Raw genomic sequence first — 24,316 nt, forward strand, 5'->3', positions numbered from 1 at the left:
ACCCCGCATGAGCGATTCGTTCTCCACCCGCAGCCAGCTGGACGTCGGCGGCACCACCTACGACTACTTCAGCCTGCCTAAGCTCGGACAGCAGTTCGACATCTCCCACCTGCCCTACTCGATGAAGATCCTGCTGGAGAACCTGCTCCGGCACGAGGATGGCGGGGTCACCGTCGGCAAGGACCACATCGAAGCGGTGGCGCGCTGGGATCCCAAGGCCGAGCCGGACATCGAAATCGCCTTCATGCCCGCGCGCGTGGTCCTGCAGGACTTCACCGGCGTGCCGTGCGTGGTCGACCTGGCCGCGATGCGCGATGCGGTGGTCAAGCTCGGCGGCCGCCCGGAACAGATCAACCCGCAGATCCCCTCCGAACTGGTCATCGACCACTCGGTGCAGGTCGATGTGTTCGGCACCCCCGACGCGCTGGACCTCAACGGCAAGATCGAATTCCAGCGCAACCAGGAACGCTACGGCTTCCTGCGCTGGGGCCAGAAGGCGTTCGACAACTTCAAGGTCGTCCCGCCCAACACCGGCATCGTCCACCAGGTGAACCTGGAGAACCTGGCCCGGGTGGTGATGACCGCCGACAAGGGCGGCAGGCAGGTCGCCTATCCGGACACCGTGTTCGGCACCGACAGCCACACCACCATGATCAATGGCATCGGCGTGCTCGGTTGGGGCGTGGGCGGTATCGAGGCCGAAGCGGCCATGCTTGGCCAGCCCTCGTCGATGCTGATCCCGCAGGTGGTCGGCTTCAAGCTCACCGGGCGCATGCCCGAAGGTGCCACCGCCACCGACCTGGTACTCACCGTCACCCAGATGCTGCGCAAGCACGGGGTGGTGGGCAAGTTCGTCGAGTTCTTCGGCGAAGGCCTGCAGCACCTGCCGCTGGCCGACCGCGCCACCATCGGCAACATGGCCCCCGAGTACGGCGCTACCTGTGGCATCTTCCCGATCGACAACGAATCGCTGAGCTACCTGCGCCTGTCCGGCCGCAGCGAAGCACAGATCGCGCTGGTGGAAGCGTATGCCAAGGCCCAGGGCCTGTGGCACGACGCCAACACCGCCCACGCCAGCTACAGCGCCACGCTGGAACTGGACATGGGCGAGGTCAAGCCGTCGCTGGCCGGCCCCAAGCGCCCGCAGGACCGCGTGCTGCTGCAGGACGTCAAGCAGAACTACCGCGACAACCTGGGCGGGCTGACCACCAACCGCGACAAGCGCAACGAAGAAATCTCCAAGTTCGTCAACGAAGGTGGCGGCGCGGCGGTCGGCAACGAGCAGCTGGCCAAGGGCTATGCCGATGTGGAGCTGGGCGGCACCCGGTTCCGGCTCAAGGACGGTGCGGTGGTCATCGCCGCCATCACCTCCTGCACCAACACCTCCAACCCGGCGGTGATGATCGGTGCCGGCCTGCTGGCCCGCAACGCGGCCGCCAAGGGGCTGGATCGCAAGCCGTGGGTGAAGACCTCGCTCGGCCCAGGCTCGCGCGTGGTCACCGACTATCTTGAAAAGGCCGGTGTGCTCACCGAGCTGGAGAAGGTCGGCTTCTACGTGGTCGGCTACGGCTGCACCACCTGCATCGGCAACTCCGGCCCGCTGCCCACCGAAGTCAGCGCCGGCATCGCCAGCGGCGATCTGGTGGTCACCTCGGTGCTCTCGGGCAACCGCAACTTCGAGGGCCGCGTGCACCCCGAAGTGAAGATGAACTACCTGGCCAGCCCGCCGCTGGTGGTGGCCTATGCCATCGCCGGTACCACCGACATCGACCTGACCACCGAGCCGCTGGGCACCGGCAGCGATGGCCAGCCGGTGTACCTGCGCGACATCTGGCCGAGCAACAAGGAAATCGGCGATGTCATCGCCGCCACCATCGGCCCGGAGATGTTCAAGCAGAACTACGCCGACGTGTTCAAGGGCGATACCCGCTGGAACACCATCCAGTCGCCGGATGGTGACCTGTACGAGTGGGATGGCAGCTCCACCTATATCAAGAACCCGCCCTACTTCGAGGGCATGACCATGCAGGTCGGCCATATCGAGGACGTGCACGGGGCACGGGTGATGGGCCTGTTCGGCGATTCGATCACCACCGACCACATCTCCCCGGCCGGCAACATCAAGAAGGACTCGCCGGCAGGCCGCTTCCTGCAGGAACGCGGCGTGCAGCCGGCCGACTTCAACAGCTACGGCAGCCGCCGCGGCAACGACGATGTGATGGTGCGCGGCACCTTCGCCAACATCCGCATCAAGAACCTGATGTTCGGCGGCGAGGAAGGCGGCAACACCCTGTACTTCCCCAAGGCAGGCGGCGAGCCGCAGAAGCTGGCCATCTACGATGCGGCCATGAAGTACAAGGCCGAGGGTGTGCCGCTGGTGGTCTTCGCCGGCAAGGAATATGGCACCGGCTCCTCGCGCGACTGGGCCGCCAAGGGCACCAACCTGCTGGGCGTGAAAGCGGTGATCGCCGAGAGCTTCGAGCGCATCCACCGTTCCAACCTGGTCGGCATGGGCGTGCTGCCGCTGCAGTTCCAGGCGGGCGAGAACGCCCAGAGCCTGGGCCTGGACGGCTCGGAGGTGGTCAACATCACCGGCCTGGCCGATGGCGCCAGCAAGACCGCCACCATCACCGCCACCAAGGCCGACGGCACGGCCAAGACCTTCCAGGCCCACGTGATGCTGCTGACCCCCAAGGAAGTGGAGTACTTCAAGCACGGCGGCCTGCTGCAGTACGTGCTGCGCCAGCTGGCAGCGAGGTAGCGCCGGCCTCTGGCCGGCTCCCGGTCCCCCCGCGCTTCGTAGAGCCGGCCTCTGGCCGGCTCCTTACGGACCCCGCACCGTTCTACACGTCGCCTGCACGCGATATTCACAGACTCTTCGCGTTTTCCATTCGGACCGGTATGCTGCCGGGGACCGAAACGGCGGATACTCTCCGTCAGCATCACACCATCAACGTTTCCTGGAGGGGGAATAATGAGTCTGGAACGTCCCTGGCTGCAGAGCTATCCCAACGGCGTACCCGCCGAAATCGACGTCAACGAGTTCCATTCGGTATCGGCCGTATTCGACACGTCGGTGGCCAGGTTCCGCGACCGCCCCGCCTACTCCAGCTTCGGCAAGGTGCTCACCTACGGTGAAACCGATGCCCTGGTCGAACAGTTCGCCGCCTACCTGCTGGGCGAGCTGAAGCTCAAGAAGGGCGACCGCGTCGCCCTGATGATGCCCAACTGCCTGCAGTACCCGGTGGCCACCTTCGGCGTGCTGCGCGCCGGCCTGACCGTGGTCAACGTCAACCCGCTGTACACCGCCCGCGAGCTCAAGCACCAGCTGGTCGATTCCGGCGCGTCGGTACTTGTTGTCGTGGACAACTTCGGCGACACCGTGCAGCAGGTCATCGCCGACACGCAGGTCAAGCATGTCATCACCACCGGCCTGGGCGACATGCTCGGCCTGAAGGGCGTGGTGGTGAACTTCGTGCTGAAGTACATCAAGAAGATGGTGCCCAACTACAGCCTGCGCGGCGCGGTGCGCTTCAACCAGGCGCTGAAGCTGGGCAGCGGCCACACCCTGCCGAAGGTGGAGCTGGACCACGACGACGTGGCCTTCCTGCAGTACACCGGCGGCACCACCGGCGTGGCCAAGGGCGCCATGCTGACCAACCGCAACCTGGTGGCCAACATGCAGCAGGCCTCGGCGTGGATCTCCTCGTCGGGCATTGAAATGGGCAAGGAGTGGATCATCACCGCCCTGCCGCTGTACCACATCTTCGCATTGACGGCCAACGGCCTGGTCTTCATGAAATTCGGTGGCTGCAACCACCTGATCACCAACCCGCGCGACATGAAGGGCTTCGTCAAGGAGCTCAAGGCGACCCGTTTCACCGCCATCACCGGCGTCAACACGCTGTTCAACGGCCTGCTCAACACCCCCGGCTTCGACGAGGTGGATTTCTCCTCGCTGAAGGTCACCCTGGGCGGCGGCATGGCGGTGCAGCGTGCGGTGGCCGAACGCTGGAAGAAGGCCACCGGGGTGACCCTGGTCGAGGCCTACGGCCTGACCGAGACCTCGCCGGCGGCCTGCATCAACCCGCTCAACCTGGCCGAATACAACGGCGCGATCGGCCTGCCGATCCCGTCCACCGACGCCTGCGTGAAGGACGACAACGGCGTCACCCTGCCCGCGGGCGAGGTCGGCGAACTGTGCATCCGTGGCCCGCAGGTGATGAAGGGCTACTGGCAGCGCCCGGAGGAAACCGCCAAGGCGATCGACGCCGACGGCTGGCTGCACACCGGCGACATGGCGCGCATGGACGAGCACGGCTTCTTCTACATCGTGGACCGCAAGAAGGACATGATCCTGGTGTCGGGCTTCAACGTGTACCCGAACGAAGTCGAAGACGTCATCGCGATGATGCCCGGCGTACTGGAAGTGGCCGCAGTGGGCGTACCGGATGAAAAGTCCGGCGAAATCGTCAAGGTGGTCATCGTCAAGAAGGACCCGAACCTGACCGCCGAAATGGTCAAGGAACACGCCCGCGCCAACCTCACCGGCTACAAGCACCCGCGCATCGTCGAGTTCCGCAAGGAGCTGCCGAAGACCAACGTCGGCAAGATCCTGCGCCGCGAGCTGCGCGATACGCCTGCGGCGTAAGCAACCGCAACTGCAACATTGAACGCCCGCACGGCATCGCCCTGCGGGCATTTTTTTCGTCGAATTCCTATCTTCGCCCGTGAGCTCCGCTGCGCCTGGCGCTGCGCGATGCTGGCCACTGGATACGCTTGCGGCACTAGGCTGAACAAGATTTCCGCCGGCCTTTTGGACCCTGCGGGGGGTGTATACGGCGTTTGCATTCCGGCCCGGGCCGGCGGTGTAGGATCGCGGCGTGTGGACCCGTCCGGCCTGCCGCCCACCGTCCTCCCCGCAGGCCAACCCGCCGAGGCAATCACCATGCAATCCATCGACAGGCTTCCGTATTCCCGCGGCTATGCGACCATCCGCACCGAATCGACCTCCGACAACGCCGCCCACTGGCTGTTCATGCATGCCGATGCCGCCACCGGCATCCGCCCCTGCTGCCGCAAGGACATGCTCGATGAGATGTGGAGCATGATGAGCCAGATCACGCTGTCGCCGGCCGAGCGCAACAGTGGCCGCCTGCGCCACTTCGTGCTGGCCTCCAACGCCACCGCCTACAACCTGGGCGGCGACCTGGCGCTGTTCGCCCAGCTGATCCGCGAAGGCAACCGCGACCGCCTGCTCGCTTATGCCCAGCGCTGCGTGGAAGGCGTGCACCACCTGCACACCGGATTCGGCGGCGACGTCCGCTCGATCGCGCTGATCCAGGGCGACGCACTCGGTGGCGGCCTGGAAATGGCGCTGGCCTGCCACACCATCATTGCCGAGGAAGGCTGCGGCATGGGCCTGCCCGAAGTGCTGTTCGGGCTGTTCCCGGGCATGGGCGCCTATTCGTTCCTGTGCCGCCGGGTGGCGCCGCAGCTGGCCGAAAAGATCATCCTCGAAGGCCGCGTCTACTCCTCCGAAGAGATGTATGCCATGGGCGTGGTCGACGTGCTGGTGCCCAAGGGCCAGGGCGTCAAGGCCACCGAAGACCTGATCCGCCAGCAGCAGCGCACCCCGCGCACGTATCTGGCGATGAACGCCGCGCGCAACCTGGCCCAGGCGGTGGGCTACGACGAGCTGCTGGAAATCACCAGGATCTGGGTGGATTCGGCATTGGCCCTTGAAGACAAGTCGCTGCGCACCATGGACCGGCTGATCAAGGCGCAGACCCGTCGTGCCCAGTCCGATGCCGCGTAACTGCGACATTGCAAGCAGGGGGTTCCAGTAAAAAAGCCCGGTAGGAGCCGGGCTTTTTTCAACGCATGTCGATGCCGCCGTCGTCCGTGGATGAAGCGCCGGGGCGCCTGCGTTCTTCCAGCGCCTGCCTGCCTTCCTTCACCGCCGCATGGATAAGCTTCATCCGCTCGCGCCATTCGCTCTTGAGCTGCCAGTCGGCCATATGCATCACCTCGCCGGCACGGTAAGCCACCCGCACCAGGCCCAGGTTGCTGGCCACGCCCTTGATGGCGTGGGCCTGCTCGCGCAGGTGCGCCCAGTCGCCACGTTCGCCCGCTTCCATGGCCACGCCAACGCACTGGTTGGCGTCGGCCAGGCACTGGCGGATGAATTCCTGTTCGAAGCCCTCGCCCATGCCCAGCGCAGCCAGCTCATCAAGCACGCCGGTATCGAGCACGCCAACCGCCACCGGCGTGGAAGGCACCACCGCCGTGCGTGCTTTCAGGCCATCGTGGGTGGCGATCTCGGCCAGGGTATCGAGCAGCTTCACCGGCACCACCGGCTTGCCGAAGAAGGTGTGCGCGCCGGCCCGGGTGCACTGCTGGATCGATTCAGGGGTGACATCGGCGCTGAGCACCAGCACCGGCGTGCGCGGGGCGCCACCGGCCTGCAGCACGCGCAGCTCCTTGAGCATGTCCAGGCCACTCATGCCGGGCATGTGCAGGTCCACGATGGCCACGTCGTAGTCGCTCTCGGCCATTGCATCAAGCACCGCTTCGCCACCGTCAACGCATACCACCTTGTGCCCGGCCTTCTGCAGCAGGCGCTGCAGTACCAGCCGGTTGGCCTGGTGGTCATCGGCCACCAGCACCTTCATGCTGCGCACCCGCGCGCGGTGGCGCAGGAACGGATCGGCAAAGGCGATCACGTTGTCCGGCGTGCCCTGCAGGCCGCTGCCCAGCACGGCCGGGGTGAACTCACCGGCGACCACTGGTGGCAGTACGAACGGCAGTTCGAACCAGAAGCAGCTGCCCTGCGGCGGGTTTTCGGCATAGCCGATCTGGCCGCCCATGGCCTCCACCAGCCCGCGCGAGATCGACGTGCCCAGCCCACTGCCCTCGTGCCGCCGGCCCAGGCTGACATCGGCCTGCTCGAACGCCTGGAACAGGCGCGAGCGCATTTCCGGACCCACGCCGATGCCGGTATCGAGGATGTCGAAGCGCAGCCGGACCTGGCCGTGGCCCTCCTCGCCCAGTTGCGACACGCGGATTTCGACCCTGCCATGCTCGGTGAACTTCACCGCATTACCGGCCAGGTTGAGCAGGATCTGGCGCAGGTGACCCAGGTCGCCGCGCAGCAGGCGCGGCACGCCGTTGGCGACCTTGACCTGGTAGTCCAGCCGTTTCAAGCGCGCCTGTGGCATCAGGATCAGGCCGATCGCCTGGACCACGTCATCCAGCGAGAAGTCTTCGGCCACCACCCGCAGCTTGCCGGCCTCGATGGCGGAGATGTCCAGCACCTCCTCCACCAGCGCCAGCAGGCTGCGCGAGGAGGCCTGGATGGTGTTGACGCACTCGCGCTGCTCTTCGTCCAGCGTGGTGGTGGCCAGCACCTCGGTCATGCCGGACAGGCCATTGAGGGGGGTGCGGAACTCATGGCTCATGTTGGCCAGGAAGCGGCTCTTGGCCTCACTGGCACGGCGCGCCTCGTCCATGGCGTGGGTCAACTGGCGCAGCAGGCTGGCAAAATACAGCGGCACCGCCGCCAGCCCCAGCCACAGGCCAAAGCCCAGCCGCGCATTGGCCTGCCAGTAGCCAGTGGCCAGCACCGTCACCCCGAAGCTGACCAGCGCCATGCCCACGGCGGCGTACAGGTACTTGTTGCCGTAGCGCATGCCGTTGCCGACCGTGACCCACATCACCACGATGTAGACCCACGACAGCGGCTCGCCCATCTGCACCATGCCGGCGGCGATCAGCCCGTAATCGGCCAGCATGCCTGCCACCCGGCGCGGGTCCGAGCGTCCGGGACGCACCAGCAGCCACGAGAACAGCAGTACCGACAGTGTCAAACCGGTCAACACGATGCCCAGCACCACCTGGTACTGGTGGTGCGGCAGGTCGTTGCGCACGCCAGGCATCAGCACATAGCCCAGGATCAGCACGATCAGGACGATGCGCACGATCGCCTGGCCATGCTCGCTGTCAGGGCGGTTACCCAGCTGGCGCTTGAGCAGCGCAAGGCCGGGGAGCGCACCGAGCTGCTGTTTCAGAACCTGGAACAGACCGGCCATGTCACATCCCCGGGCGGGAAGACGCAGTCGAATGCTGCGCGCAGATATCGTCCAGCTGCTGCCGGCCGCGCAACAGCGCATCCACGCAGCGCGGGTCGAACAGGCGCCCGCGCTGTGCGTACAGATAGGCCAGGGTGGCATCCATCGTCCATGCTTCCTTGTATGGGCGCGGCGAGATCAGGGCATCGAAGACATCGGCGACGGCCACGATCCGCGCTTCCAGCGGGATGGCTTCACCCATCAGCCCGTCGGGATACCCGCTGCCGTCGTAACGTTCGTGGTGGCGCAGCGCGATCAGCGCACCGACCTGGATGAAGCGGTTCTGGCTGCCACTGAGCAGCTCGTAACCGATGCGCGGGTGCCGGCGCATGATCGCCAGTTCCTCGTCATTGAGTTTGCCCTGCTTGAGCAGCACGGCATCGGGAATGGCGATCTTGCCCATGTCGTGCAGGGGCGCGGCCATCTCGATCAGTTTGACCTCTTCTTCCGGCAACCCGAGCTGCTCGGCGATCAGTCCGGCCACGTGCGCCATGCGCTCGAGGTAGGCACTGGTGCCGGCGTCACGGAACTCGATCGCCAGGGCCAGCCGCGACAGCGTTTCACGTTCCCGCTCCTCGACCTCGTGCATGCTGGCCAGCAGCCGCTGTTCCAGCGACAAGGCGCGTTGCTTCACGTTTTCCGACTGCTGGCGCAGCTGCAGCAGGTTGTAGCAGCGCGCGCGCAGCTCACGCGGTCGGATCGGCTTGACCAGGAAATCGATGACACCCGCTTCCAGCGCGGCCTGGCGGATCGGTTCGTCACCGACCACGGTGATCAGGATCACCGGAATGTCGCGATGCTTGGGCAGGCGACGGAAACGCCGGGCGAATTCCAGCCCGTCCATTTCCGGCATGCGGTAATCGAGCAGCAGCAGATCCACCCCGTGCGATTCGCACCAGGCCAGGGCGGTGAGCGGGTCGCCGAAATCATGCACGCTCAATACAGGCGCGATGTCCTCGATGACATGCCGCAGCATGGTGCGCGCGGACGTCTGATCGTCAACGATGACAATATTCAAGGCTGCTTCCGTCGTCTTTCTGGACCACACTGGAACATGGTGCGGTAAGGATACGCCGCCGCTCTGTACACCGGCACCTTGCATCGGACCACCTCCGCTCATGATTCCCCCGTTCATGATCGTGGTCGCAGCGTGATGCGCATGTCACGCAGGCTCCGCCCAGTTCTCATGTTCCATCGCCACCGCGCCCATAGGGCACCTCAATGGGTCACGCGGAAACCATACTCGTCCGGCCACGGCAGGGGAACCCGCCCGGACGGCCCAGCGGGCAATCCGGACCTGCATCTCAGCTTTCGGGACGCATATATGGGAACAGCAGCACATCGCGGATCGAACTGCTGCCGGTCAGCAGCATGACCAGGCGATCGATGCCGATGCCCAGGCCGCCGGTCGGGGCCATACCGTACTCCAGCGCACGGATGTAATCGGCGTCGTAGTGCATGGCCTCGTCATCGCCGCCTTCCTTGGCCGTGACCTGGGCCTGGAAGCGCGCCGCCTGGTCTTCGGGGTCGTTCAGCTCGGAGAAGCCGTTGGCCAGCTCCTTGCCGTTGATGAACAGCTCGAAGCGGTCGGTGTAGCCGGGCTGGTCGTCGTTGGCGCGTGCCAGCGGCGAGACCTCGACCGGGTGGTCGGTGATGAAGGTCGGCTGCACAAGGGTGTGCTCGACGGTGGCTTCGAAGATCTCCAGCAGCAGCTTGCCCCAGCCATAGGACGGCTTGACCCGGATCTTCAGGCGCTCGCAATGGCGCAGCAGCGCCTCGCGGTCGGTGCAGTCGGCCAGGCTGATGTCCGGGTTGTGGTGGCGCACGGCCTCGTCCATGCGCCAGCGGCGGAACGCCGGGGCCAGGTCGATGGTGGCGCCGTCCCACTCCACCGTGGTGGTGCCCAGCACCTTGCTGGCCACGTCACGGATCACGCCTTCGGTCAGGTCCATCACTTCGTTGTACGTGGCGTAGGCCTCGTACAGCTCCATCATGGTGAATTCCGGATTGTGCCGGGTGCTCACGCCTTCATTGCGGAAGTTGCGGTTGATCTCATACACGCGCTCCAGCCCACCCACGACCAGGCGCTTGAGGTACAGCTCCGGCGCCACGCGCAGGTACAGGTCCAGGTCCAGCGCGTTGTGGTGGGTGGTGAACGGCTTTGCCGCCGCGCCGCCGGGGATGTAATGCATCATCGGCGTTTCAACTTCCAGGAAGTCGCGGTTGTCCAGCCAGGCGCGCATGGCGCGGATGATCCGCGAGCGCTTGATGAACACCTCGCGCGATTCCGGGGTCACGATCAAGTCAACGTAGCGCTGGCGGTAGCGCTGCTCGACGTCGGCCAGGCCGTGCCACTTGTCCGGCAGCGGGCGCAGCGATTTGGTCAGCAGGCGGGTGCTGGTGGCCTTGACCGACAGCTCGCCGGTCCTGGTGCGGGTCAGCCCGCCTTCGACGGCGATGATGTCGCCGACGTCCCAGCCCTTGAAGGCGGTGTAGGCATCGCCCAGCGTGCTGCCCTGCAGGAACAGCTGGATGCGGCCGGATTCGTCCTGGATCTGGGCGAAGCTGGCCTTGCCCATCACCCGCTTGGCCATCAGGCGGCCGGCCATCTTCACTTGGCGGTCGGTGGCTTCCAGCGCTTCGGCGGTCCACTGTTCGGCGTCGGCGAATTCGCCCTGCACGGTGCCGGCGAAATCCTCACGACGGAAATCGTTGGGGTAGGCGATGCCCTGCCCGCGCAGCGCGGTCAGTTTCGCGCGGCGCTCGGCGATGAGGCTGTTCTCGTCGACGGGGGGCTGCGGCGCGGGGATCTGATCGTTCATGGCGTGGGTCTATGTCTGGGGGGATATGGACGGGGAATACGAAACCCGGGGCGTGCCGGGGTGGAGCGGATCGGGCCGCGCGCGGCGGCCCGACCGTCAGGCGTCGAGACGTTTGGAACCGACTTCCAGGCCCGACTTCAGGCTGGCTTCGACGAATTCGTCGAGATCGCCATCGAGCACCTTCTGCGTGTCCGAGCGCTCGATACCGGTGCGCAGGTCCTTGATACGGCTCTGATCGAGCACGTAGTTGCGGATCTGGCTGCCCCAGCCGATGTCGGACTTGGTGGCTTCCACCGCATCACGTTCGGCGTTGCGCTTCTGGATTTCCAGCTCATACAGCTTGGCGGCCAGCATCTTCATCGCGTTGTCGCGGTTCTGGTGCTGGCTGCGCCCGGTCTGGCAGGCCACGACCGTATTGGTCGGAATGTGCGTGATGCGCACCGCCGATTCGGTCTTGTTGACGTGCTGGCCACCGGCGCCGGAGGAACGGTACACATCGGTACGCAGGTCGGCCGGATTGATGTCGATTTCAATGTTGTTGTCGACTTCCGGCGAGACGAACACCGAGGTGAAGCTGGTATGGCGACGGTTGTCCGAATCGAACGGCGACTTGCGCACCAGACGGTGCACGCCGGTTTCGGTCTTCAGCCAGCCATAGGCGTAATCGCCTTCCACGCGCAGCGTGGCCGACTTGATGCCGGCGACATCGCCACCGGACACTTCCATCAGCTCGGTCTTCCAGCCGCGCGATTCGCACCAGCGCAGGTACATGCGCAGCAGGATTTCGGCCCAGTCCTGGGCTTCGGTACCACCGGCACCGGCCTGGATGTCGACGAACGCGGGCGCGTTGTCCATCTTGCCGGAGAACATGCGCTGGAATTCCAACTGCTCGACGTGCTTCTGGTACTTGTCCAGGTCGGCGACCACGGCCAGGGCGGTATCTTCGTCCTGTTCGCTTTCAGCCAGTTCCAGCAGTTCGCCGGATTCGGTCAGCCCATCGAGAATGGTGGCGATGCCGCCCACGGTCTTTTCCAGGCTGGAACGCTCGCGGCCCAGGGTCTGGGCGTATTCGGCGTTGTTCCAGATATCGGGGTTTTCCAGTTCCCGGGTTACTTCTTCCAGACGCTCTTTCTTGGCGTCGTAGTCAAAGATACCCCCTGAGCGAGAGCACGCGATCGGTGAGATCGGTGATTCGCTGGCGCACGGGATTGAGCTCGATCATATCGGCGGTAATGAAGGCTTGGGACAAGACCGCAGATTATAGCGCCAGCAACCCCGTTCATGTTCGTCGGCAGCCGCGTGGCTCTACCCGTCGGCGCAGTGCTCGATGATCAGCTGGATCGCACCGCCGCCCCGGTAGTCGTCGCTGACCAGGCGGTAGGCGATATGCACGGTGTTGGCCGGGGCGTTGCCACGCCAGCCGCTGAAGTGGATGGCGTTGATCGGCTCGGGCCGGCCGGGTACGCGCAGGCTGAGCTTGAGGTGTTTTTCCTTCAGCACCTGCCAGCGGGCCACCTGGAAGTGGCCGTCGAACAGCGGCTCCGGGAAGCCCTGCCCCCACGGACCGGCCAGGCGCAGCGCTTCGGCGTGCTGGAAATCCAACTCGGCCGGGGCAAGCTCGCCATCGCTCAACAGCAGCTGCTGCAGCGCGGCCGGGTCCATGCTGGCTTCGACCACGGCCACGAACGCCTGTTGGAACGCCTGCAGGCGTGAGTGCGGCAGGCTCAGGCCGGCGGCCATCGCGTGGCCGCCGAACTTGTCGATCAGGCCCGGGTGGGAGGCGTTGACCAGCGCCAGCGCATCACGGATGTGGAAGCCGGCGATGGAGCGCGCCGAGCCACGCAGCGAATCGCTGCCGGGTTCGGACGGCGCAAACGCGATCACCGGGCGATGCAGGCGGTCCTTCATCTTCGATGCCACCAGGCCCACCACGCCCGGGTGCCATTCGGCATCGAACAGGCAGGCCGCGATCGGGCGTTCGCCTTCGGCACTCAGCACCGCGCGCGACACCGCCAGTTCGGCGTCATCGGTCATCACCTGCTGCACGGCACGCCGCTCGGCGTTGATCTGCTCCAATGTCCGGGCGATGTCGCGGGCCTGGGTGCGGTCTTCGGTGAGCAGCAGTTCGATGCCCAGTGCCATGTCTTCCAGCCGGCCAGCAGCGTTGAGGCGTGGGCCGAGGGCGAACCCGATATCGGTGGCGCTCAGCCGCGCCGCATCCCGGCCGCTTGCTTCGATGAGCGCCTGCAGGCCTACGCTGCCCTGCCCGGCACGCAGCCGGCGCAGTCCGGCAGAGACCAGCGCCCGGTTGTTGGCGTCCAGTGCGACCAGATCGGCGACAGTGCCGACCGCGACCAGGTCCAACAGGGTCAGCAGGTCGGGCTCCGCACCGGCTGCGAAGGCGCCCTGCACGCGCAGGTGGCGGCGCAGCGCCATCAACACATAGAAGATCACCCCGACCCCGGCCAGCGCCTTGCTCGGGAACGCATCGCCGTTGATGTTGGGGTCCACGATGGCATCCGCGGGCGGCAGCTGTTCGCCGGGCAGGTGGTGATCGGTGACCAGCACCTTCCAGCCCAGCGCCTTGGCCGCCGCCACCCCCGCGTGACAGGCGATGCCGTGATCGACCGTGACCAGCAGCCCGGGCTGCAGCGGCGCCAGTTCGGCCACCAGCGACGGCGACAGGCCGTAGCCATGCAGCATGCGGTTTGGCACCGCATGGACCACATCGCGTGCGCCGAGCATGCGCAGGCCGCGCACACCAACCGCGCAGGCAGTAGCACCATCGCAGTCGAAATCGCCTACCACCAGAATGCGCTCATCGGCCGCGATGGCCGCCGCCAGCAGGTCCACCGCCGCCTGCATGCTGCCCATCAGCTCCGGCGGATGCAGCTGTGCCAGCTTCGGCTGCGCCTGCGCCGCATCGGTGACGCCGCGCGCGGCGTACAGACGCTGAAGCAGCGGCAGCATGTCGCCCGGCCAATCGCCGGGGGCAGCAGCAGGACGGCGTTGGATCTGGAGGGAATCAACAGGGGTCAAGGCGGGCTCGGTAAACAGCGCGAACGCCGGTGGCCACCATGATACCCGCAGTCAATCGTGGAGCTGCACCGGCTTCTTCCAGAACCGCCAGCGCTGGCCCTTGTCCAGCTCGAACCGCGCGCCATCCTCGAAATCCAGCACCAGCCGGCGCAGCTCGCCACGCTGCAACGCCGACAGCAACGGCCGGATCGCATCGTTGCCCAGCTGCTCCAGCGAACGCAGTTGGCGCAGGTCCACCAGTGCATCCACCTGCTGGTCGCCATCGGCCTGCACGCCCGCCGCCTTGGCCAATGCCTGCAGCAACGCATCGCGGCTGCGCACCTGCGCATGCGCGGTACGCACCGCCTCGGGCAGCTCACCGCCGCCCCAGAACCACAGCGAGTTGATCGCCCGCTTGCCCGCAGCCAGACGCTGCACGTTCCAGGGATGCTGATGCAGTACCACCTGCGCCTCGGTCAACAACGCACGCCAGCGCCGCCCGCCATCGCCCTCCGGCAGATGCGCGAACAGGTCATCGCCGAGCACGTCGTCGGGCGCGGCGAACACCGGTAGCGTGGTCCCCGGCGGCAACCGCAGGTACCAGCGCGACGGCGTCGGCGCGTCCAGCGTGAACCCATAGCCGGCAAACAGCGGCTGCAGCGCCGGCAGCAGTGCCGCCACATCGTCCGCTTCCAGCCGCAGCGTCTCGCCGTGCCCCATCATCCGCGCGCCGTGCATGTCCGGCACCACGTTGGCCGGGTCGGCCCGCAGCCATACGCCATCATGGGCATCGCCCACGTCGAGCTGGCGGGTCAGCGCGGCCACCGGCCAATCGGCCGGCTGCAGCTGGAAATGCCGCAGCAGCTGCGCCCGTTCGCCGGCATCGACCCGGCTGCGCTCGGCACGGCCGAGCGCCTTGGCCACGTCGTTGGGCAACGCCGCCGCCGGAAAGCGGCTGCGTGCCGGCAGCAACAGGGTTGCCGTGGCCATGCCCAGGTCAGTCCAGGTACTGGACGCTGACGATTTCGTAGTCGCGCTTGCCGGCCGGCGCGTCGATGGTGACCGCATCGCCTTCCAGCTTGCCGATCAGCGCCCGCGCCAGCGGCGAGGAGATCGCGATCAGGCCAAGTTTGATGTCGGCCTCCAGGTCGCCCACGATCTGGTAGCGCTTCTCTTCCTCGCTTTCCACATCGGACAGTTCGACGGTAGCGCCAAACACGACCTTGCTGCCGGCGTTGAGTTTGCTGATGTCGATGATCTCGGCATGCGACAGCTCGCCTTCCAGCTGCTTGATGCGGCCTTCGATGAAACCCTGCTCTTCGCGCGCGGCGTGGTACTCGGCGTTCTCCTTGAGATCGCCATGCTCACGCGCCTCGGCGATCGCCGCGATGACCTTGGGGCGCTTGACCGACTTCAGGTGGTCCAGCTCTTCGCGCAGACGCTGCGCGCCCTTCAGGGTGATCGGTGCTCTCATGCGTTCAACTCCTTGTGCAGCTCCTGCAGCGACCAGACCGGGCCGGTACCGCGGAATTCCAGTGATTGCACCAGCGCCTTGGCGCCGGCAATGGTGGTCGAATAGGTGACGCGGTGCTGCAGCGCCTCGCGACGGATCGAGAACGAGTCGTTGATCGCCGCACGACCTTCGGTCGTGTTGACGATATACACGATCTCGCCGTTCTTGATCGAATCGACGATGTGCGGGCGGCCTTCGACGACCTTGTTGACGATCTCGCATTCCATGCCGTGCTGCTGCAGCCACGCGGCGGTGCCGCGGGTGGCCACCAGGCTGTAGCCGCGCTCCAGCAGCGCCTGGGCCACCGGCAACACACGCTTCTTGTCCGGGTCGCGGACCGACACGAACGCCTTGCCCAGCGGCGGGGCCTTGATGCCGCCGGCTTCCTGCGCACGTGCGAAAGCGGCGCTGAAGCTGCGGCCCACGCCCATCACCTCACCGGTGGAGCGCATTTCCGGCCCGAGGATCGGGTCCACGCCCTGGAACTTGGCGAACGGGAAGATTGCTTCCTTGACCGAATAGTAGTCCGGCACGATTTCCTTGGTCGCGCCCTGCTCGGCCAGGGTCTTGCCGGCCATGCAGCGCGCGGCGATCTTGGCCAGCGGCATGCCGGTGGCCTTGGACACGAACGGCACGGTACGCGAGGCACGCGGGTTCACTTCCAGCAGGTACACGATGTCCTCGCCGTTCTCGCCGGCCTGGATCGCGAACTGGGTATTCATCAGGCCCACCACGTTCAGGGCCTTGGCCAGCTCCACCACCTGGCGGCGCAGTTCGGCCTGGGTTTCGGCCGACAGCGAGTACGGCGGCAGCGAGCAGGACGAATCGCCCGAATGCACGCCGGCTTCCTCGATGTGCTCCATCACGCCGCCGATCAGCACGTTGCCGTCCTTGTCGGCAATGATGTCCACGTCCACTTCCACGGCGTTGTCCAGGAAGCGGTCCAGCAGCACCGGCGAATCGTTGGAGACCTTGACCGCATCGCGCACGTAGCGCGCCAGGTCGGCTTCACCGTAGACGATTTCCATCGCACGGCCGCCCAGCACGTAGCTCGGGCGCACCACCAGCGGGTAACCGATCTCGCGGGCCAGCAGCAGCGCTTCCTGGTCATTGCGGGCAATGCGGTTCGGCGGCTGCTTCAGGCCCAGCGTGTCCACCAGCTGCTGGAAGCGCTCGCGGTCTTCGGCAAGGTCGATGGAGTCCGGCGAGGTGCCGATCACCGGCACGCCGTTGGCTTCCAGCGCGCGCGCCAGCTTCAGCGGGGTCTGGCCGCCGTACTGCACGATCACGCCCTTGGGCTGTTCGAGCTCGACGATTTCCAGCACGTCTTCCAGGGTCAGCGGCTCGAAGTACAGGCGGTCGGAGGTGTCGTAATCGGTCGACACGGTTTCCGGGTTGCAGTTGACCATGATGGTTTCGAAACCGTCATCGCGGAGCGCCAGCGCCGCGTGCACGCAGCAGTAGTCGAACTCGATGCCCTGGCCGATGCGGTTCGGACCGCCGCCCAGGATCATGATCTTGTCGCGGTTGCTCGGCGCCGCTTCGCACTCGTCCTCGTAGGTCGAGTACAGGTAGGCGGTGCTGGTGGAGAACTCGGCGGCGCAGGAGTCCACGCGCTTGTAGACCGGGCGCACCTTGTGCGCACGGCGCAGCGCGCGCACGGCCGCTTCGTTGGTACCGGTCAGCTCGGCCAGGCGCGCATCGGAGAAGCCGGCGCGCTTGAGCTTGCGCAGGCGTGCGGCATCCAGCGCGTCGATGCCATCGGCGGCCAGCTGGGTTTCGGCCTGGATGATCTCTTCGATCTGGTCCAGGAACCATGGGTCGATGTGCGACAGCGCGAACACTTCTTCCACGCTGAAGCCGGCGCGGAACGCATCGCCGACGAAGAACAGGCGCTCCGGGCCCGGGGCCTTGAGTTCGCGCTTGAGGGTGGTGATGTCGTCTTCGCTGGCCAGGTCCAGGCCGGTCGGATCGAGGCCGATCTTGCCGGTTTCCAGGCCACGCAGCGCCTTCTGCAGCGATTCCTGGAAGGTGCGGCCCATCGCCATCACCTCGCCCACCGACTTCATCTGGGTGGTCAGGCGCGCATCGGCGGCCGGGAACTTCTCGAAGGCGAAGCGCGGGATCTTGGTGACAACGTAGTCGATCGACGGTTCGAACGAGGCCGGGGTCAGGCCGCCGGTGATTTCGTTCTTCAGCTCGTCCAGGGTGTAACCCACCGCCAGCTTGGCGGCGACCTTGGCGATCGGGAAACCGGTGGCCTTGGAAGCCAGCGCCGACGAACGCGACACCCGCGGGTTCATTTCGATGACCACCACGCGGCCGGTGGTCGGGCTGATGCCGAACTGCACGTTCGAACCGCCGGTATCCACGCCGATCTTGCGCAGCACGGCGATGGAAGCATCGCGCAGGCGCTGGTATTCCTTGTCGGTCAGGGTCTGGGCCGGGGCCACGGTGATCGAGTCACCGGTGTGCACGCCCATCGGGTCCAGGTTTTCGATCGAGCAGACGATGATGCAGTTGTCGGCGGTGTCGCGCACCACCTCCATTTCGAATTCCTTCCAGCCCAGTACCGATTCTTCCACCAGCACTTCAGTGGTCGGCGACAGTTCCAGGCCGCGGGTCACGATATCGACCAGCTCTTCGCGGTTGTAGGCGATGCCGCCACCGCTGCCGCCCAGGGTGAAGCTGGGCCGGATGATGGTCGGGTAGCCGACGCGGGTCTGGATCTCGATCGCTTCTTCCAGCGTGTGCGCCACTGCCGCACTCGGGCATTCCAGGCCGATCTCGCCCATGGCCACGCGGAACAGCTCGCGGTCTTCGGCCATGCGGATTGCATCGCGCTTGGCGCCGATCAGCTCGACGTTGTACTTCTCCAGCACGCCGTGGTCGGCCAGGTCCAGCGCGCAGTTCAGCGCGGTCTGGCCGCCCATGGTCGGCAGCAGCGCGTCGGGCTTTTCCTTGGCGATGATCTTCTCGACCGTCTGCCAGTTGATCGGCTCGATGTAGACGGCGTCGGCCATCTCCGGGTCGGTCATGATGGTGGCCGGATTGCTGTTGACCAGCACCACGCGGTACCCCTCGTCGCGCAGGGCCTTGCAGGCCTGGGCGCCGGAGTAGTCGAACTCGCAGGCCTGGCCGATGACGATCGGGCCGGCACCGATGATGAGGATGGTCTTTAGGTCAGTGCGCTTGGGCATTGTCTTCTCTAAGTCAGTACAGCGTGTCTGGGGGTGATCGCACGCTGTCGATCAGGAAACCTCTGCCGCCGGCCAAGCCGTCGGCGGGGCGCATCAGGCCTTGGCCTGCGCCATCAGGGTGATGAAGCGGTCGAACAGCGGGCTGACGTCGTGCGGGCCCGGCGAGGCTTCGGGATGGCCCTGGAAGGAGAACGCCGGCACGTCGGTGCGCGCGATGCCCTGGTTGGTGCCGTCGAACAGCGAACGGTGGGTCACCCGCAGGGTGGCCGGCAGCGTGGCTTCATCCACCGCGAAGCCGTGGTTCTGCGAGGTGATCATCACCCGGCCATCGTCCAGGTCCTGCACCGGGTGGTTGGCACCGTGATGGCCGTGGCCCATCTTGACGGTCTTGGCACCGGAGGCCAGCGCCAGCAGCTGGTGGCCCAGGCAGATGCCGAACACCGGCAGCTTCTTGTCCAGGAACACCTTGATGGCTTCGATGGCGTAGTCGCACGGTTCCGGGTCGCCCGGGCCGTTGGACAGGAACACGCCGTCCGGGTTCATCGCCAGCACTTCGGCGGCCGGGGTCTGCGCCGGCACCACGGTGATGTCGCAGCCGCGTTCGGCCAGCATGCGCAGGATGTTGAGCTTGGCGCCGAAGTCGTAGGCCACCACCTTGTACTGCGGGGCGGCGCTGGCGAACGTGTTGGAATCCAGGTCGAGCTGGCCCTCGTTCCAGCTGTAGGCCTTGTCGGTGCTGGTCACCTTGGCGAGGTCCATGCCCTTCAGGCCGGGGAACTTGCGTGCCGCTTCCAGTGCGATGTCCACGTTGATGTCGTCGCCGGCCATCAGCGCGCCGTTCTGCGCGCCGCGTTCGCGCAGGATGCGGGTCAGCTTGCGGGTGTCGATGCCGGAAATGGCGACCACGCCACGCTGCAGCAGCCAGTCCTGCAGCGACACCTGGCTGCGCCAGTTGCTGGGACGGCGCGGCACGTCGCGCACGATCAGGCCGGCCGACCACACCTTGTGGGCTTCGTCGTCCTGGTCGGTCATGCCGGTATTGCCGATATGCGGGTAGGTCAGCGTGACCATCTGCCGGGCGTAGGAGGGATCAGTCAGCACTTCCTGGTAACCGGTCATGGCGGTGTTGAACACCACCTCACCGACGGACAGGCCGGGCGCGCCTACGGATTCGCCCTCGAATACGGTGCCGTCTTCGAGGACGAGGATTGCGGCTTGGGTCACGGGAATCTCACTTTGGCTACCGAGGGGTCACCGAAGTCACGCCACGCTTCACGGAAAAGCGGTTGCAAAAAAGCGCGGACTGCGGTGCGGGACCGGTCCGGCTGTCGTGATTCGGCGAGCGGGAATTGTAAAGGCAAGCCCCCTCCAACGCCAGCGTTTGCATGCAATCGCCAGCGTACGGCAGCGTCCGGCCACCCTGGGGTTCAGGCGTGGTCGGCACGCCTGTTCAGGTTGCGCTGCCGGCGAGCAGGTCGCGCACCCGGTAGCTGGCGGGGGCGCGCCCGTGCAGCTGGACGGCGGCGAACAGAGCCCCGCGAGCGAAGATGTCGCGGTTGGTGGCGCGATGGGTCAGTTCGATGCGCTCACCAAGGCCGGTGAACTGGACCAGGTGCTCCCCGACGATGTCGCCGGCGCGCAGGCTGGCGTAGTGCGGCTGCGCGCCGCCTTTCTGCGCGGCGGCGCCCAGGGTGAGCGCGGTGCCGGACGGGGCGTCCTGCTTGTGCACGTGGTGGGATTCGACGATGTCGCAGTCCCAGCCGGCCAGGGCGGCGGCGGCACGCTCGACCAGTTCATCGAGCACGGCCACGCCGAGGCTGAAGTTGGAGGCCCAGACCAGCGGGATCTTCGTGGCGGCCTGGATCAACGCCTGGCGCTGGGTTTCGCTGATCCCGGTGGTACCGGAGACCAACCCTGCCCCACGCTCCACGCAGAGGGCCAGCACCGGGTCGAAACCCTCCGGCAGGCTGAAGTCGATAGCCACGTCGAACGGCGGTGCGCCGTGCAGTTCGCTGGCGGCGAAATGCGGCACGCCTTCGACCACGCGCTGGGCGGGGGAACGGCGGGTGACGGCGGCAACAACCTGCAGATCGTCGCGCTCGGCGGCCAGGCGCAGCAGGGCCTGGCCCATGCGGCCGGACGCACCGTGGATGAGCAAACGAATGGGGGGAGTAGTCATGCCCGCAGGCTAAAGGAAAGCCTGTAGAAACGGTAGCGCCGGCCGTTGGCCGGCCCACGCGATCCCAAGGCCGGCCAACGGCCGGCGCTACCGGGGCTTGGTCGGGCCACAGCTGTCGCAACCACCGCACGCGCCGCCACCGCCGGTGGCCGGCGGTGCGATCCTTCGGCCCAGTGCCTGCAGCCAGGTCGCACGCTGCGGCTTCACCAGCCCAAGCGCGATAGCGCCGCGTGCCTTGCGCACCGTGCCGGGGAACTGCTTTTTCAGCACTACCCAGGCGCTGGCCAGCACGATCAGCGCGACGACGATGTACTGCAGGAGCAGGCCGGCGCTCATCAGCCGCCGCCCAGCGCCACGGTCACCTGGTAGGTGACCAGCGCCGCCACGTAGGCGGCCGCGAACAGGTAGAAGGTGGCAAAGCCGACCTGCTTCCAGGAGTTGGTCTCGCGCTTGATGGTGGCCAGCGTGGAAATGCACATCGGTGCGTAGATGAACCACACCAGCAGCGACAGGCCGGTGGCCAGCGACCAGCCGTGGGCAACCACCGGGGTCAGGGCCTGGATGGCGGCATCGTCATCGGCCGCCGACAGGGCGTAGATGGTGGCCAGCGAGGACACGGCCACTTCGCGCGCGCCCATGCCCGGGATCAGCGCGATGCAGATCTGCCAGTTGAAGCCCAGCGGCGCGAAGAACACCGCCATCGCATGGCCGATCTGGCCGGCGAAGCTGTAGTCGATGGCCGGCATGGTCGCGTTCTCCGGCGCACCCGGGAACGACAGCAGCACCCACAGCAGGATGGTGAGCGACAGGATGATGCCGCCCACCCGCTTGAGGAAGATCATGCCGCGCTCGTACAGGCCCACGGCCAGGTCGCGCGGGTGTGGAATGCGGTACGACGGCAGTTCCAGCATCAGCGGGTGCTCGCTCTTGTCGCGGCGCCACTTCTTCATCACCCACGACATCGCCAGCGCGCTGAAGATGCCGGCCGCATACAGGCCGAACAACACCAGGCCCTGCTGGCTGACGAAGCCCCACAGGGTCTTCTGCGGAATGAACGCGCCGATCAGCAGCGCATACACCGGCAGGCGCGCCGAACAGGTCATCAGCGGCGCGACCAGGATCGTGGCCAGGCGGTCGCGCGGGTCCTGGATGCTGCGGGTGGCCATGATCCCCGGCACCGCGCAGGCGAAGCTGGACAGCAGCGGGATGAACGAACGCCCGGACAGGCCGGCCGAGGCCATCATGCGGTCGAGCAGGAACGCCGCGCGCGGCAGGTAGCCCGATTCCTCCAGCGCCAGGATGAAGGCGAACAGGATCAGGATCTGCGGCAGGAACACCACCACCCCGCCCACGCCGGCAATGATGCCGTCGGTGAGCAGGCTGGTCAGGGGGCCTTCGGGCAGCGTGGCCCCGACGGTCTCGCCCAGCCAGCCGAAGCCGGCTTCAATACCGTCCATCATCGGCGTGGCCCACGCGAACACCGCCTGGAAGATCAGGAACATCACCACCACCAGGGTCAGCAGCCCGAACACCGGGTGCAGCAGCCAGCGGTCCAGCGCGTCGTCGATCTTCGCGGTACGGGTGGGCATGCTCACCGCCGCAGCCAGGATGCCGCGCACCTGCGCGTGGTAATCCACCTCGCCTGCGGGCACCGCCACCGGGGCATCCAGGTGCGGCACCATCGCATCCAGGCGCTCGACCAGCGCCTGGGCGCCGTTGCGGCGCACCGCCACGGTTTCCACCACCGGCACGCCCAGCGCCTGTTCCAGCGCGGGCACATCGATCTTGATACCGCGGCGTTGGGCCGCATCGACCATGTTCAGCGCCACGATCATCGGCTTGCCCAGCTCACGCAGCTCCAGCGCAAAACGCAGGTGCAGGCGCAGGTTGGTGGCGTCGATCACGCACAGCAGCACATCCGGCGCGGCCTCGCCCGGATAGAAGCCCCGGCACAGGTCGCGGGTGATCGCCTCGTCCAGGCTGGCCGGCTGCAGGCTGTAGGCGCCGGGCAGGTCGAGTATGGCGAATTCGCGCCCGGACGGCGCACGCAGGCGGCCTTCCTTGCGCTCCACGGTCACGCCGGTGTAATTGGCGACCTTCTGGCGGCTGCCGGTGAGCTGGTTGAACAGCGCGGTCTTGCCGCTGTTGGGGTTGCCGACCAGGGCAATGCGCAGGGTAGCGGCGGCGCTCATGCGGCGACTCCTTCTGCGACCGCCGTGATGTCGATGCGCCTGGCTTCGGAAAGCCGCAGCGCGAACCGGGTGAACCCGACCTGCACCAGCAGCGGTTCGCCGCCGATGGGACCACGGGCGACCAGACGCACATCTTCACCCTTGACGAAACCCAGCTCCCTGAGCCGGCGGGCAATGGCGTCATTTGCATGGAGGTCGCGCACCGATTCCACCAGAGCGGAGCCGTGCAGCGGCAGATCGGACAACGTCACAGGTCGCCTTCCGTCGATAAGAATGGTTATCAATTCTAGCATCGCCGCGCCGCGTCATGGCCCGCGCCCCATGGCCCGCTATGATCCATACATGTATGGAGCAGGCGCAGGCCCCCGATGAGTGACGCTTTACGAATTGAACGCAGCGCGGCCGTGCTGACCCTGTGGCTGAACCGCCCCACCCTGCACAACGCCTTCGATGCCGGGTTGATCGCCCAGCTCACCGCCGCGCTGGAAGCGGCCGGGCGCGACAACCAGGTGCGCGCGGTGGTGCTGGCCGCCACCGGTGCCTCGTTCTCGGCCGGCGCGGACATGCAGTGGATGCGTGGCATGGCCGCCGCCAGTGAAGAGGACAACCGCCAGGACTCGCTGGCCCTGGCCCGGCTGATGCGGACCCTGGATGAACTGCCCAAGCCGACCATCGCCCGGGTCCATGGCGCGGCGTTCGGCGGCGGGGTTGGCCTGGTCGCCTGCTGCGATATCGCCATCGCCAGCACCACGGCCCGTTTCGGGCTGACCGAAAGCCGGCTGGGCCTGCTGCCGGCGGTGATTTCCCCCTATGTGATCGACGCGATCGGCCCGCGCCAGGCGCGGCGCTGGTTCGCCACCGGCGAGCATTTCGATGCCGAAACCGCGCTGCGGATCGGCCTGGTCCATCAGCTCATCGAACCTGAACGGATCGACGAAGCGGTGCAGCGCCAGCTGGGCCTGCTCGACAAGGCCGGCCCGGTCGCCTCGTCCCTGGCCAAGGAGCTGGTGCGGCGGGTGGCGGTGGGTCACGACCGCGATGCGCTGGATCGCGACAACGCCGCCCTGATCGCGCGCCTGCGGGTGTCCGAAGAAGGCCAGGAAGGCCTGGGCGCGTTCCTGGACAAGCGCGCGCCCCATTGGGTGACCCAGGATTGATACCCCTACCGACCAACGGTCGGTATCTACCGGGGCGGTCGCGTGGCCGCTTTGCCTCCCATCCCACGTATCTCCCTAGTCGTGGACCGCCAGGGAATTGCGCACC

Annotated in this window: 17 protein-coding genes; 4 read left to right on the forward strand and 13 right to left on the reverse strand. The window is 66.6% G+C overall.

Translation table 11 applies throughout. The features are described 5' to 3' along the window. Positions 1–7: 7 nt before the first annotated feature. From acnA to WIX41_RS00750, 3 genes are all read left to right on the forward strand, one after another. On the forward strand, positions 8–2,761 hold the full coding sequence (gene acnA, locus WIX41_RS00740; RefSeq protein ID WP_339445285.1) for an aconitate hydratase AcnA: 2,754 nt from the start codon (positions 8–10) through the stop codon (positions 2,759–2,761). 213 nt (positions 2,762–2,974) lie between these two features. Further along, positions 2,975–4,651 carry a long-chain fatty acid--CoA ligase gene (locus tag WIX41_RS00745; RefSeq protein WP_339445286.1) on the forward strand — a complete coding sequence of 559 codons (1,677 nt, stop codon included), beginning with the start codon at positions 2,975–2,977 and terminating at the stop codon, positions 4,649–4,651. A gap of 297 nt (positions 4,652–4,948) precedes the next feature. Next, the gene (locus WIX41_RS00750; RefSeq protein ID WP_339445287.1) at positions 4,949–5,818 is read left to right on the forward strand and encodes a crotonase/enoyl-CoA hydratase family protein; all 870 of its coding nucleotides are present in this window, start codon (positions 4,949–4,951) and stop codon (positions 5,816–5,818) included. 58 nt (positions 5,819–5,876) lie between these two features. Here the strand turns inward: WIX41_RS00750 and WIX41_RS00755 are convergent, their stop codons facing one another. The 13 genes from WIX41_RS00755 to WIX41_RS00815 form a co-directional block, all read right to left on the reverse strand. Then, positions 5,877–8,090, reverse strand: coding sequence for an ATP-binding protein (locus WIX41_RS00755; protein ID WP_339445288.1), 2,214 nt, complete (start codon positions 8,088–8,090; stop codon positions 5,877–5,879). Between the two features lies 1 nt (position 8,091). Further along, entirely contained in the window at positions 8,092–9,231 is a 1,140-nt protein-coding gene (locus tag WIX41_RS00760) for an HD domain-containing phosphohydrolase (RefSeq protein ID WP_409187287.1), read from the reverse strand. Positions 9,232–9,433: 202 nt separating this feature from the next. Further along, positions 9,434–10,951 (reverse strand): lysine--tRNA ligase, encoded by a 1,518-nt coding sequence (lysS, locus tag WIX41_RS00765; RefSeq protein ID WP_339445290.1) that lies wholly within the window; start codon positions 10,949–10,951, stop codon positions 9,434–9,436. A 96-nt stretch (positions 10,952–11,047) separates the two neighbouring features. Beyond that, positions 11,048–12,173 (reverse strand): peptide chain release factor 2 gene (gene prfB, locus WIX41_RS00770; RefSeq protein ID WP_099047393.1). Its coding sequence is split into 2 segments (ribosomal slippage): positions 11,048–12,097 and positions 12,099–12,173, totalling 1,125 coding nucleotides; the frame shifts between segments, so codons are not numbered across the junction. Positions 12,174–12,256: 83 nt separating this feature from the next. Continuing rightward, on the reverse strand, positions 12,257–13,990 hold the full coding sequence (gene recJ, locus WIX41_RS00775; protein WP_339445291.1) for a single-stranded-DNA-specific exonuclease RecJ: 1,734 nt from the start codon (positions 13,988–13,990) through the stop codon (positions 12,257–12,259). A gap of 51 nt (positions 13,991–14,041) precedes the next feature. Continuing rightward, on the reverse strand, positions 14,042–14,959 hold the full coding sequence (locus tag WIX41_RS00780) for a hypothetical protein (protein ID WP_339445292.1): 918 nt from the start codon (positions 14,957–14,959) through the stop codon (positions 14,042–14,044). A gap of 7 nt (positions 14,960–14,966) precedes the next feature. After that, positions 14,967–15,431, reverse strand: a complete 465-nt coding sequence (greA, locus tag WIX41_RS00785; protein WP_409187425.1) for a transcription elongation factor GreA — start codon at positions 15,429–15,431, stop codon at positions 14,967–14,969. An 8-nt stretch (positions 15,432–15,439) separates the two neighbouring features. Then, entirely contained in the window at positions 15,440–18,682 is a 3,243-nt protein-coding gene (gene carB, locus WIX41_RS00790; RefSeq protein ID WP_339445294.1) for a carbamoyl-phosphate synthase large subunit, read from the reverse strand. Between the two features lie 93 nt (positions 18,683–18,775). Beyond that, the gene (gene carA / locus WIX41_RS00795) at positions 18,776–19,906 is read right to left on the reverse strand and encodes a glutamine-hydrolyzing carbamoyl-phosphate synthase small subunit (protein ID WP_339445295.1); all 1,131 of its coding nucleotides are present in this window, start codon (positions 19,904–19,906) and stop codon (positions 18,776–18,778) included. Between the two features lie 226 nt (positions 19,907–20,132). After that, entirely contained in the window at positions 20,133–20,861 is a 729-nt protein-coding gene (gene dapB, locus WIX41_RS00800) for a 4-hydroxy-tetrahydrodipicolinate reductase (RefSeq protein ID WP_339445296.1), read from the reverse strand. Positions 20,862–20,948: 87 nt separating this feature from the next. After that, positions 20,949–21,197 (reverse strand): DUF6587 family protein, encoded by a 249-nt coding sequence (locus WIX41_RS00805; protein ID WP_339445297.1) that lies wholly within the window; start codon positions 21,195–21,197, stop codon positions 20,949–20,951. Then, complete coding sequence (gene feoB / locus WIX41_RS00810) at positions 21,197–23,053, reverse strand: ferrous iron transporter B (protein WP_339445298.1); 1,857 nt, start codon at positions 23,051–23,053, stop codon at positions 21,197–21,199. The genes WIX41_RS00805 and feoB overlap by 1 nt, the downstream gene beginning before the upstream one ends. Continuing rightward, positions 23,050–23,304: a FeoA family protein gene (locus WIX41_RS00815; RefSeq protein WP_339445299.1), complete on the reverse strand. Its 255-nt coding sequence runs from the start codon at positions 23,302–23,304 to the stop codon at positions 23,050–23,052. The genes feoB and WIX41_RS00815 overlap by 4 nt, the downstream gene beginning before the upstream one ends. A 117-nt stretch (positions 23,305–23,421) precedes the next feature. Between WIX41_RS00815 and WIX41_RS00820 the strand changes: the two genes are divergently transcribed. After that, positions 23,422–24,210: an enoyl-CoA hydratase-related protein gene (locus WIX41_RS00820; RefSeq protein WP_339445300.1), complete on the forward strand. Its 789-nt coding sequence runs from the start codon at positions 23,422–23,424 to the stop codon at positions 24,208–24,210. Positions 24,211–24,316 lie beyond the last annotated feature (106 nt).

Source organism: Stenotrophomonas sp. AB1(2024), assembly GCF_037482345.1.
Classification (GTDB): domain Bacteria; phylum Pseudomonadota; class Gammaproteobacteria; order Xanthomonadales; family Xanthomonadaceae; genus Stenotrophomonas.